This is a genomic window from Bacillus sp. B4EP4a (assembly GCF_006680105.1).
GTDB classification, from domain to species: domain Bacteria; phylum Bacillota; class Bacilli; order Bacillales; family DSM-1321; genus Peribacillus; species Peribacillus simplex_E.
Genome location: NZ_VHIK01000007.1, coordinates 21,822 through 34,870 on the forward strand (window position 1 = coordinate 21,822; position 13,049 = coordinate 34,870).

The window sequence follows — 13,049 nt, forward strand, 5'->3', positions numbered from 1 at the left end:
GTTGATTGTATTAGACCAAATGCTGCCTTAGAATGATGATACACTCAACACCGTGTTAATTAAAGAGGGAGGATGTGTGTACATTGAAAAACGCGATTTCCATTGAAGGAATTGCCAAAGGTTTTCATCAGAAAAAGGTCATTCAGCCATTGAGCCTGAATATTGAAAAAAGCGGAATTTTTGGCTTGCTAGGTCCATCCGGATGCGGAAAGACGACCTTGATTAAAATGATTGTCGGATTGATTAAGCCCGATGCGGGTAAAGTCACAGTTCTGGATCATGAAGTGCCAAATGAAGCACTGTTAATGGATGTCGGCTATATGGCACAGTCCGATGCTTTATATACAGAACTGACGGGAGCTGAAAATCTCGAATTTTTTGCGAAGCTATATCGTTTTTCGAAAAAGGAACGAAGGGAACGCATTCAATATGCAGCTGAAATCGTACAGTTGACGAATGACTTGAATGTTCGGGTTGCGCATTATTCCGGGGGAATGAAACGCCGTCTGTCACTGGCGGTTGCACTCATCCAAAATCCGGCGATTCTCATTTTGGATGAACCGACAGTAGGAATAGACCCTTTGCTGAAACAATCAATTTGGCAGGAACTTGAGCGTTTAAGTAATGAAGATCATAAGACGATCATCATCACGACGCATGTAATGGATGAAGCGGAACGATGCGATAAACTGGCGATGCTGCGTGAAGGTGAAATCATCGCGGCAGGAACCCCGGCAGCTTTAAAAACACAATTTGCCGCGGAAACGCTTGATGATGTTTTTTTAAGGATTGGAGGTGGCCAAAAATGAGAATTGCCTCTCTAGTTACTCGAATTACACAGCAGCTGCGCCGGGATCGAAGGACACTCGCTTTATTTTTCCTGGCTCCATTGCTCATTTTAACGCTCATGTATTTTATTTTCGATACAGAAGCAAGTGATTTGAAACTCGTTGTTACAGGCAGTGATGAAACCATGGTCAAAGCATTGAAACAAGCGGATTTTCAAGTAACGGCTGCTGAGGAATTTTCACAGGAAAAAATGATTGAAAATGATTCGGATGGCTGGCTGCATGTTGAAAATGGCAAAATGAAACTGACACTATTGAACGACGAACCATCACGTGCAAAGGCCATTCAAATGCAAATGATGCAGGCTTTGCAAGGGAATGAAAAAAACACTCCTTCAATTGAGAAGCAATATGTATACGGGGATGCCAGCACAAAGGGTTTTGATACTTTCAGTCCGATGCTCGTCAGCTTTTTCGTTTTCTTCTTTGTATTTTTAATAGCGGGGATTGCGCTTTTGAAAGAGCGGACAAGTGGTACATTGGAACGGCTGCTTGCCACCCCGATTAAAAGATACGAAATTGTAGCGGGCTATGTGATCGGATATGGCTTATTTGCTCTCGTTCAAACCATAATTGTCGTACTATATGCTGTCAATGTATTGGATATCGTCCTTGTTGGCTCCATTTGGCTCGTTTTACTGACCAATATACTGGTCGCGCTCGTTGCATTATCGCTTGGTACATTATTATCGAGCTTCGCGACATCTGAATTCCAAATGGTACAATTCATTCCACTGGTCATCGTGCCGCAAGTCTTCTTTACAGGGATTTTCCCATTGGATGGAATGTCAGACTGGCTGCAAAAAATCGGCAAGATCATGCCTCTCTATTACGCCTCGGATGCCATGAACGGCATTATGTATAAAGGCTTCACGTTCAATGAGGTATTACTGGATCTCCTCATTCTCCTTGCATTTGCAGCCGTTTTTATCACCATCAATATTATTAGTTTGAAAAAGTACCGTGCACTATAAAATGAACTTATCATTAAACAAAAAAGCAGGATTCCCGAACATGGGGAACCGGCTTTTTTGTTTTACCGGAAGTAGGCCGAATTATCCTTCCCATCGGTTGATATATTCGAAAAAGCGTCCCCTCGACGGACGGTTTTCTACTGACAGGTTAATGCAGTTTATTGACGGGTTCTTAAAGTTGTCCTAGGATATAAGCATATGCAATGATTTGGAAAGAAATAGAAGGGGGGAGTTATATGTCTCTAAAATCGGTCATGCTTTCCCTTTTGCTGTCGCAAGCATTGTTTTTGTGCGGTTTGCCTTTTTTCCTTCAGCTCCGATTATATTTGAATCCTTTAGTAATCATCGTTGTCTGGTTTTGTATACTTCTTTTCGTTTCGTTTACGGTTCTTTTTTTTCGAGGTGAAACGGTCCGAATTCCACGCCTTTTATGGCAGGCAGTATTGTTTGGCTACAGTTTATCATTATTGGTTTTACTGTTCTTTCGACCGGAAGGGCAGGTATATTCGTATAATTTGATTCCTTTTTCTACGATTCTTTTATATTTATCGAACGAAATGAACGGGCTTGTGTCATTTTATAACCTTAGCGCCAATGTGGGGCTGTTCATTCCATTCGGGCTGTATTTGTTGTCCAGGGAAGGGAAAGAGCCCTCCGCTAAAAGGAAATTGCTTTATCCATTACTTTCGATTTCGAGCATCGAAATCTGTCAGTTTGTTTTTCGGCGCGGAAGTTTGGATGTCGATGACCTTATCCTGAATATGAGTGGTGTTTATCTGGGGTACGTTCTGTATCCATTGTTCACGAGAGTAGCAGTGTTCCGTTCTGGAAAAGTAAAAGGATGAGAGGCAGTACAAATATTTTAAATGAAAGGGTGTATTTCCATGTATAGCACTTTAGAAGAATTATCGAGCCATCCGGTGTTTCATTATTTTGCAGCCATTTCCAAAATCCCGAGAGGATCGGCTAATGAAAAAGCGATCAGTGACTATCTGGTTCACTTCGCTAAGGATAGGGACCTGGAGGTGATCCAGGATGAGGCGCTGAATGTCATCATCAAAAAGCCTGCCACAATTGGATATGAAAGTGCACCTACCGTCATTATCCAGGGGCATATGGATATGGTTTGCGAAAAGAACAAGGGTACGCTTCATGATTTTGAGAAAGATCCGCTTCAATTAAGGATTGTGGGAGACAAGTTGTATGCGACGGATACAACATTGGGGGCGGATAATGGAATTGCTGTTGCGTATGCTTTGGCATTATTGGATGCAAATGATATTCCGCATCCTTCTCTTGAGATAGTCATAACGACTGAAGAAGAAACGACAATGAACGGTGCTCTTGCCGTGGATCCGGCTCACTTCAAGGGAAAAATGATGATCAATATCGATTCGGAGGAAGATGGAAAGCTGCTGGTCAGCTCTGCAGGAGGAATACGCGTTCGGCAGGTCCTGCCAATCGGATGGGAATTGGCTTCTATTGTTGATGCTGTATCTTATAACATCAGGATTAAAGGGTTGAAGGGCGGACACTCCGGTATGTCCATCCATAAGGAAAGAGGGAACTCCAATAAACTTTTGGGCAGAGTATTACATGGATTAACGACAGACTTCCCTTGCTACATACAGCAAATGAACGGGGGCCTGAAAGGGAATGCAATTCCTCGTGAAGCAGAGGCAACTGTACTGATTCATGCAGAAGATGTTCAGAAGATAACGGAGAGACTCCAGCAATGGGAAAATACTTATAAAAATGAACTGCAATCTTCCGACCCTGAAGTATCGATCAGGTTTGAAAAGATTGAAACCGTTTCTTCAACCGTTTTTTCCAAAGAGACGGTGACAAAAGCCATTACCTCCTTACTGGTAATCCCGCATGGCGTTCAAGGAATGAGCATGGGAATAGAAGGATTAGTGGAAAGTTCGACGAATCTAGGTGTCGTTACAACAAATGAAGCGGAAATGATATTCGAAAGTGAAATCAGGAGTTCGGTCAAAAGCATCAAATATAATATGGTCACGCAAGCAAAGGCGATTGCCGACATGCTTGGGTGCGAGCTATTGGTTGACGCGGATTATCCGGAATGGCCCTATAATCCTGATTCGAAACTCAAGAAATTATTTGAAGAGACATACAAAGAAAAATATCATGAAGATATTGAAATCATCGCAGTACATGCAGGGATCGAGTGTGGAGTATTCATAGATAAGATACCAGGATTGCATACTGTTTCAATCGGACCGGATATGTTTTCCGTACATACACCTGAAGAACACTTAAGCATCCCTTCGACCATAAACAACTGGGAATACTTTGTTTACACATTAAAGAGAATGAAGGATTTATAAACAACTGCAAGTTTGGGGAACAGGTAAAATGATAATTGAATAGATTTTGAGACATCCTATCGTAAACGATTTGATGTCTCTTTTTTTTGTTGAAATAAGGAACAGCACGAGGATATGGAACATGTTCAATTCCATAAGCCTAGTAAAAAATATAATTGAAGTTTTATTAATTTTAGAAAGAGTAAGAAAGAGCCATTAAAGAGAACCAGTCTATCAAAGGCAGATATTATCCTGTTTTGTTGACTTGATCTGCAAGTGAAAAAAGCGTTTACAATTTTATGTAAACGCTATATAATTCACTTGTACCTATAAATTGATACCAATGAATTTAATGTATACTTATCAATCTGAATTAAAAATGCCAGAATTCCCTTTAATTAAGGATGGAAGTCATTAATGAAGAGTAGTTTTTGAATTCAGAACATTCTGTTTTTTATCCGATCATCATCTTCTGAGTTTTAGATTAGCAGATACATATTTCATATCTTTCTTTAAAGGGGGTGACATGCATCTTCATTTCGTTTTGAGATTTACCTGGATCAGAAGCAAAAAGTAATCTAAATCAAATAATGGAGGAGAAAAATGAGAAAAACCATTACGATAATAATTTTGTGTATTTTTACCTTTACTTTGTTCGTCGGGAATATATCAGGAACAGTCAAGGCGAAGCAAGCAGGGAAACCATTATATATGAACGAGAAGGCACCTGATGAAGAAAGAATCAAAGATTTGTTAAAACGAATGACAATCGATGAAAAGGTCGGTCAGATGATCCAGGCTGAGCGAGCCTCAGTAACCCCAAATGATGTAAAGGAATATAAATTAGGTTCGGTATTAAGCGGGGGAGGTTCTTTTCCGGATGGAAAGGAGGAAAACAGCACCCGTGAAAAGTGGTCAAACTTAGTGGATTCATATCAATCCGGAGCTGTTTCTACCCGATTGGGCATTCCACTATTATATGGAGCAGATGCTGTCCACGGTCATAATAACGTAAAAGGCGCTACCATTTTCCCGCATAATATTGGTTTAGGTGCCACTAGGAATACAGAATTAATAGAGAAAATTGGACATGCTGCCGCATCAGAAATCAAATCTACAGGCGTGAATTGGACGTTTGCCCCTACAATGGCCAATGTCCAAAACATCCGATGGGGAAGAACGTATGAAGGGTTTGGAGAAAACTCAAAACTCGTTGCCAACATGGGTGCAGCCTATATTGACGGGCTTCAAGGCAAAAACCTTAAGAAAACGGAAAATGTTTTAGCTACCGCTAAACATTTCATTGGTGAAGGATATACAAAAGGCGGAGTCAATCAAGGTGATGTGACTGAGTATACAGAAGAAGAGATACTTAAGAATGACAGGAAGATATATGAGGAGGCTATTGAATCAGGGGCCAGAACGGTGATGGCTTCTTTTCATAGTATTGAAGGGTTGAAAATGCATGCGAACAAACGGCTGCTTACCGATGTATTGAAGAAGGATATGGGCTTTACGGGATTTGTCATTTCTGATTGGTATGGGATACAGCAAATCACGAAGGATCAAAATGGGAATGCGGTTTCCGGGTTAAAGCAGCAGATTGAAGTGGCAGTGAATGCTGGGGTCGATATGTTGATGCAGCCTGAAAACTGGAAAGAGACACTTAAACTTACAAAAGAACTGGTGAATGAAGGTGAAATTTCAGAAAAAAGGCTAGATGATGCCGTTACACGGATTCTTCGGGTCAAGTTTGAGTCTGGTGTTTTTGAAAAACCAATGACAGATCCAAAGTTGGCTAAGTCATTTGGGTCTGAAAAGAACAGGGAAATAGCGCGTCAATCCGTCAGTGAATCTCTAGTCCTATTAAAAAATGATAAAGTGAATGGTAAACCGATTCTTTCTCAATTAAAGAAAATGGACAAAATATTTGTGGCAGGCAGAAGCGCTGATGATATCGGAAAGCAGTCGGGTGGCTGGACGATATCATGGCAAGGGAAATCAGGTGATACGACTGAGGGTACGACTATTCTAGAAGGATTAAAAGAAGTTGGTGGAAAACAAAAGAAAATCACTTATAACAAACATGGAAGAGGAGCAAAAGGAAATGATGTTGCTATCGTTGTTGTAGGTGAAGAACCATATGCAGAAACTGATGGTGATGCCACTGATCTTCATTTAAATCGAATGGATCTATTAACATTGGAGAATGTCCGCAAGGCAGATCCGAATATTCCGATCGTTGTCGTATTAGTATCTGGCCGGCCGATGATCATTACGGATGAAATGAAAGATTGGTCAGGTTTGGTTGCAGCGTGGCTTCCTGGTACTGAGGGTGCAGGAGTTGCAGATGTCTTGCTCGGTGGTGAGGAATTTTCAGGTAAATTGCCAGTCAGTTGGCCTTTCTATTTGGAAGCCTATGAAAATAGGGAAAACAAAAAGGATCATTTTATGTTTAATTATGGATATGGTCTGACGAAGAAGCAGGCCACGCCAAAGCTGCCTGAAAAACCAGAGCTCCCTGAAAAGCCTGGCTTAAAAGTACCAGGGAAAATTGAAGCAGAGGATTTTGCCGCCCAATACGGATTGCAAACGGAAAATTCATCTGAAGAGTCATTAAATATGGGGTATGCGGATGCAAGAGATTGGTTGGAGTACGAAATAAATGTTGAACAGGATGGCCTTTATCAAGCCGATTTTCGTTATGCGGCCAATCTAAGTGGTCAAACCGGGATTAATATCGTTAGCGAAGAAAAGAAGCTGCTTGGTAAGTTACGAGTCGGATCCACTGGAGGATGGCAAAATTGGGACACATCTACGGTTGATGGCGTCATCTTGAAGAAGGGTAAACAAAAGATCAAATTTGAATATATCGAGGGATCATTGAACTTAAACTGGTTCGATTTTAAGCGGGTTGGCAATATTCCGGCAACACCTCCTCCGACTGAGGATGTACCCGCAGAAGTTATTAAAGCAAAGGCAGTTGAATCATGGATCACGAATGAACGGGAACCAAGTGATGTTGCTTGGTACTTTGATTCTAGGTATCAACCAGATGATAAGAAGTTATCCAAGCAGGAAAAAATGGATATCACCAAACCGGATGCATCCAATCTTACCACCATAAACATTGATCCGACCAAACAATACCAAAGCATATTGGGAATCGGTTCTTCAATGGATGAGTCGACCGTTCATAATTTGACGAAAATGTCCCCTGATAAGAGACAGGAAGTTCTCGATAAATTGATAGATCCGGATAAAGGCATCGGAATGAGCCTTATTCGAACAACGATTGGCACATCTGACTTCACGGCACAGAAATTTTATACGTATGACGACATGCCGCCAGGGAAAACGGATGTCAATCTGAAGCATTTTTCAATCCAAAAGGATATTGATTATAAGATTATTGAAACGTTAAAACAAATTAAGGAAATCAATCCGGATGTTACATTCTTTGCCTCCCCATGGAGTCCTCCAGGCTGGATGAAAACGTCTGACAGCATGATCAAAGGACATGTGAAAGACGAATACCTGCCAATCCTGGCAAAATATTATTTGAAATACTTTCAAGCCTATAAGAAACAGGGAATCGATATAAGTGCAATGACCTTGCAAAATGAACCGATGCTGGAGATTGAGTACCCGAGTACCAATATGCCTTACAGCCAGGCAGCGGAATTAGCGGCACTCCTAAGAAAAGAGCTCGATAACAACGGTTTCAAGCATGTAAAACTTTGGGGATTTGATCATAACCCAAGTGATACAGGAGCATACGCGGAACAATTGTTAAAAGATAAGGGAGCCTATGATGCTTTAGATGGTACGGCTTTCCACGATTACGGCGGATCCTTGTCTGAAATGACTAGATTACACAACTTATTCCCACAGAAAAACGTGTATTTAACGGAGCGTGCAGTTTGGGGAACGTATGGCGCGGATCGAATTGCGCAATACATGAGAAACTGGGCGAGGAGTTATAATTCCTGGGTGGTCATGCTGGATAGCGACATTCAAACGCATCAATGGGTGGGTCAGCCGGATCCTACACTATTGATTCAAGATTCAGCTGATAGGGATAATTACTGGTTGACTCCGGAATATTATTTAACTGGGCATTTCTCCAAGTTTGTTAAGCCAGGGTTCACTCGTGTTGAAAGTGATTATGGTTCTTCGGATACGGTTACAAATGTAACATTCTTAAGTCCTGACCAAAAGACACTTGTATCTATAGTTATCAATCAATCCTATGAACCTCAAAAATTCAAGTTCATTAGCGAGGGTGAACAAATCAAGGGTGAGCTGCCGGCCAAATCCGTGGCTACTTACCAATGGCAAAGATAATGAACACCAAGATTGAAGGAAGGGGCCAATCAAAAAGATTGGCTTCCTTTGTTGCTGAATAAAAACGCAAGAAATTATTTGAATAGATAGAATATAAGCGTTTACATTTCTGTGTGTACGTTTTATACTATATTCATACCAATGAATTTGTACCAATAAATATAAATCATTCTTATGAAATGGAGGGGTATTATAGATGCCTTATACTTCTGAAGAAGATGTACAGATGATCATATTTGGCTTGATTGCTGGAGCGGGAGATGCCAAATCCAACTTTTATCAAGCGATTTCCCTTGTGCGGGACCATAAATATGAAGAAGCAGAGGAATTGATACATCAAGGGGAAGCAGCCTTAATAGAAGCACATAAAGCCCAAACTAGATTAATAACAAATGAGGCAAATGGAAACAAAACGGATATTGGCATCTTAATGATTCATGCTCAGGATCATTTAATGAATGCCATTCTAGTGAAAGAACTATTAAACAATCTAATTTCGATGCAAAAAGATATAAATGCATTAAAAGAAAAATTGGAGGGAAATGAAAATGGTTAAAATCGGTTTGTTTTGTTCGGCAGGAATGTCAACAAGTATGTTAGTGACAAAAATGAAAAAAGAAGCTCAAGCAAATAGTTTGGAAGTAGAAATCAATGCATATCCAGAATCTGAATTGGAACAGATCGCAGATTCAATTGATGTGGCTCTATTAGGACCACAAGTTAAGTTCCTTCTGTCTAAAGCAAAAGCCGTTTGCGAACCGAAATCTGTTCCTGTCGAGGTGATAAATACAATGGACTACGGCATGATGAACGGCAAGAAGGTTTTAGAAACCGCATTGAATCTAGTGAAAAAGCAATAGTGGGAGGTACAACATGAAATTTCCAAAAGACTTTTTATTCGGAGCTGCATCTGCATCATATCAAGTGGAGGGTGCCTGGAATGAAGATGGAAAAGGGCTGAGTAATTGGGACGTCTTTTCAAAGATTCCAGGTAAAACATTCGAAAATACAAACGGTGATGTAGCGATTGATCATTACCATAGATATAAAGAAGATATAAAACTAATGGCAGAAATGGGATTGGAGTCTTATAGATTTTCAGTTTCCTGGGCGCGCATCATCCCGGACGGTGACGGTGAAATAAACGAAAAAGGAATCGAATTTTACAATAATGTCATAGACGAATGCTTGAAATATGGAATCGTCCCGTTCGTTACACTATACCATTGGGATTTACCACAGAATTTAGAAGCGGACGGGGGCTGGGTGAATAAAAGAACGATACGTGCATTCGCTAAATACGCCGAGGTTTGTTTCGAGGCTTTCGGTGACAGGGTTAAACATTGGATAACTTTTAATGAAACCGTTGTATTCTGCACATTAGGATATTTGAATGGAGCCCATCCACCAGGACTTGTAAACGATCAAAAAAAATACTTTCAAGCTACTCATAATGTATTCGTGGCTCATGCTGAAGCCGTTCAAATCTATAAAAACTTAAGGCAATTCGGCGAAATTGGCATAACACATGTTTTTAACCCCGCTTTTAGCATTGACGGCAAAGAAGAAAATATTTTTGCCTCGATGCATGCGAATCACTATCAAACATTTTGGTATTATGATCCGATTTTAAAAGGGGAATATCCAAGTTATGTAGTGGATGCCTTAAAGGAAAAAGGCCTGACACCTGATTGGACAGAAGCAGAGTTGACTTTGTTGAAGGATACGGCTGATTACAATGATTTCATGGGCTTGAATTATTATCAGCCAGCAAGGGTAGCCAAAATTAATGGAACGATTGAAAGCACGAAAATTGATCGTGATAAGGCGACCGGAAAACCTGGCAACCCATCATTCGACGGTGTATACAGAACGGTCATGATGGAGGATAAAGTATATACAAAATGGGGCTGGGAAATTTCTTCTGAGGGGTTCTTGGATGGCTTAAGGATGCTGAAGGAACGTTATGGCGATGTAAAACTTTATATCACTGAAAATGGTTTAGGCGACGAAGATCCGATCATAGATGGTGAAATTGTCGATGTCCCAAGAATCAAGTATATTGAAGAGCATTTAACAGTGATTAAAAGTGCAATAAGTGAAGGAATTAACTTAAAAGGCTATTATGCTTGGTCAGTCATTGACTTATTAAGCTGGTTAAACGGCTATAAAAAACAATACGGTTTTATTTACGTGGATCATAAAAATAATTTGGAAAGGAAGAAGAAGTTATCGTTCCATTGGTATAAGCACATTATTGAAACAAGAGGAGAAGAGCTGTAACGCTTTCAGTCATCATGAAAAAGACTGACCTAATCTATTTCCAGGATAAGGTCAGTCTTACTTAGTAAGGATTATTCACTATTGACTAGGAGGGGTAGTTATGTCGCGTATCGAAAAACTATTCGAGAAAATGATGCCTGCATTCATGAAATTTTCAAATGCAAAAGCAACCGTCGCACTTAAGGATGGTTTCGTACTTACGATGCCATTGACACTTATTGGCTCCATTTTCTTATTAATAGCAAACCTGCCGATCAAGAATTGGAATGAAATCATGGCTAATTTATTTGGTGCAGATTGGATGGTGCCATTGAATCAAGTTACAGGAGCCACTTTTGACATTCTTGCTCTCATAGCCGTTTTTGGAATCGCTTACTCCTATGTGAAAACAAGCAATATTGAAGCCGTTCCAGCAGGGATAATCGGTATCATTTCATTTTTGATTCTCAGCAATTCATTTGTTGAAAGTCCTTCTGGGGAAGTGGTTGGCGGAGTCATTCCTAAAGCCTGGACAGGCGGACAAGGGATGATAACATCCATATTGGTAGGGTTGGCTGTCGGTGCGATCTACACATGGTTCATCAAAAAAAATATCAGGATCAAAATGCCGGAAAGCGTGCCATCTGGTGTTTCAAATGCCTTCTCGGCATTAGTTCCTGGATTTGTGATCATGTTATTATCGATGTTCATTTTCCTCATTTGTGATAAGATTCAAGGCGTATCAATGACTGAAATCATTTATAAAGTATTACAGATCCCCATGCAAAATCTATCAGATACATTACCTGGAATCATCATTATCATGGCATTAATCTCCATTTTCTGGTGGTTTGGATTACACGGTCCGAATATCGTCATGGGAATCATGGCACCTATTTTAACTTCAAATGCCTTGGCGAATCAAGCTGTCATAGATGCCGGTAACACGTTGGCCGTAGGCGGAAATGCAAAAATCGTTACGGTTCAGCTAGTGGATATTTACGCGAAATTCGGTGGTGCGGGCATAACATTAGGTTTAATTGCAGCAGCGCTGCTTGTCGCTAAATCACAGCAAGTGAATCAGTTATCTAAAATGTCGCTGGTTCCAGGTTTATTCAATATTAATGAACCAATCATTTTCGGGCTACCCATCATATTTAACCCTATAATGATCGTTCCATTCGTTTTGGTACCTGTCATTGCCGTATTGATGACGTATTTTTCAATTATTTTAGGGTTTATCCATCCATTTACAGCGGTACAGGTCCCGTGGACAACCCCGCCAATCATTTCAGGCTTTTTATTATCGGGATGGCAAGGGGCAGTCGTCCAACTAGCTATATTGGGTATGGCTACCGTGGTATATTTCCCATTCGTTAAAATGCTTGATAAAGTAGCGCTGGAACAAGAAACCCCAATTGAAAAAGTTAGTTGATTTAAAAAGAAACAGAGGTTTCTTTACAATCGTTATGAAATAAACTATTGTAAAGAAAACCTCTCTTTTAGTCTAAACTATTGTTCGAAAACGTTCGAAATCATTATGTATAGAGGAAGGTATATGGAAATATGGGTGTAAAGTATAGAATGGTCGTAGAACAAATGGAGAAAGAAATATTAGATGGAAAATATACATTAAATACTAAGTTACCTACTGAAGAAGAGTTGATGAAGAAGTTCGATGTCAGCAGGAATACCATAAGAAAAGCAATCAATATATTGGTTGAACAGGGTTATATATATCAAGTTCAAGGAAGCGGCATATTCCTAAGGGAATTTTCCAGACCTGGCTGTATTTCGATGAAGGATATGAATGGCTTGACCAAAGAGTTTGCAAAGGATGAAATGACAAGTAAAGTATTGAAGTTGGAATTAATAGAAGCTGATGAAAAATTGGCCGAACAAATGAAATGTAATGTGAAAACCAAAATCTATAACCTCAAACGGGTTAGGTACTTAAATGGTGAACCCATTGTAATAGAAGAGTCCTTTTTCAATAAAGACATCATTCCCATTTTGAATAAAGAAATCGCAAATGGTTCCATTTATGAATATATAGTCGAAGATTTAAAGCTGAATATTGGTTTTGCAGATAAAATCATTTCGTGTGAGAAACTAAATGACGATGATGCAAAGCTTTTGGACTTGCAACCAGGAGATCCGACTTTAATTGTTGAAAATACGGTCTTTTTAAAAGCAGGAGTCGTTTTCGATTTTTCAATTGAGAAATATAATTATACTTCCGCCAAACTATTAACATTGACCACGAATTAAAATGCTTTGAAAAAGGC

The 13,049-nt window shown here is 39.9% G+C and carries 10 protein-coding genes; all 10 read left to right on the forward strand.

The window, feature by feature from the left end; genetic code table 11:
• Positions 1 to 83: 83 nt before the first annotated feature.
• The 10 genes from FNK51_RS04275 to FNK51_RS04320 all read left to right on the forward strand — a co-directional run bounded on the left by FNK51_RS04275 (position 84) and on the right by FNK51_RS04320 (position 13,032).
• Complete coding sequence (locus tag FNK51_RS04275) at positions 84 to 809, forward strand: ABC transporter ATP-binding protein (RefSeq protein ID WP_098373044.1); 726 nt, start codon at positions 84 to 86, stop codon at positions 807 to 809.
• Positions 806 to 1,822: an ABC transporter permease gene (locus FNK51_RS04280; RefSeq protein ID WP_098373045.1), complete on the forward strand. Its 1,017-nt coding sequence runs from the start codon at positions 806 to 808 to the stop codon at positions 1,820 to 1,822. Before FNK51_RS04275 ends, FNK51_RS04280 begins: the two co-directional genes overlap by 4 nt.
• Positions 1,823 to 2,058: 236 nt before the next feature.
• A complete protein-coding gene (locus FNK51_RS04285) occupies positions 2,059 to 2,667 on the forward strand; it encodes a VanZ family protein (RefSeq protein ID WP_181762180.1) in 609 nt (202 codons plus the stop codon).
• A gap of 39 nt (positions 2,668 to 2,706) precedes the next feature.
• Positions 2,707 to 4,173: an aminoacyl-histidine dipeptidase gene (locus FNK51_RS04290; RefSeq protein ID WP_141992538.1), complete on the forward strand. Its 1,467-nt coding sequence runs from the start codon at positions 2,707 to 2,709 to the stop codon at positions 4,171 to 4,173.
• A gap of 582 nt (positions 4,174 to 4,755) precedes the next feature.
• On the forward strand, positions 4,756 to 8,499 hold the full coding sequence (locus FNK51_RS04295) for a glycoside hydrolase family 3 N-terminal domain-containing protein (protein ID WP_141992539.1): 3,744 nt from the start codon (positions 4,756 to 4,758) through the stop codon (positions 8,497 to 8,499).
• 196 nt (positions 8,500 to 8,695) lie between these two features.
• Positions 8,696 to 9,055, forward strand: a complete 360-nt coding sequence (locus FNK51_RS04300; protein WP_141992540.1) for a PTS lactose/cellobiose transporter subunit IIA — start codon at positions 8,696 to 8,698, stop codon at positions 9,053 to 9,055.
• Entirely contained in the window at positions 9,048 to 9,359 is a 312-nt protein-coding gene (locus FNK51_RS04305) for a PTS sugar transporter subunit IIB (protein ID WP_098373050.1), read from the forward strand. The genes FNK51_RS04300 and FNK51_RS04305 overlap by 8 nt, the downstream gene beginning before the upstream one ends.
• A 13-nt stretch (positions 9,360 to 9,372) precedes the next feature.
• Positions 9,373 to 10,782 carry a glycoside hydrolase family 1 protein gene (locus FNK51_RS04310; RefSeq protein ID WP_141992541.1) on the forward strand — a complete coding sequence of 470 codons (1,410 nt, stop codon included), beginning with the start codon at positions 9,373 to 9,375 and terminating at the stop codon, positions 10,780 to 10,782.
• Positions 10,783 to 10,882: 100 nt separating this feature from the next.
• Entirely contained in the window at positions 10,883 to 12,196 is a 1,314-nt protein-coding gene (locus tag FNK51_RS04315) for a PTS sugar transporter subunit IIC (RefSeq protein WP_141992542.1), read from the forward strand.
• 131 nt (positions 12,197 to 12,327) lie between these two features.
• Positions 12,328 to 13,032, forward strand: a complete 705-nt coding sequence (locus tag FNK51_RS04320) for a GntR family transcriptional regulator (RefSeq protein ID WP_141992543.1) — start codon at positions 12,328 to 12,330, stop codon at positions 13,030 to 13,032.
• Positions 13,033 to 13,049 lie beyond the last annotated feature (17 nt).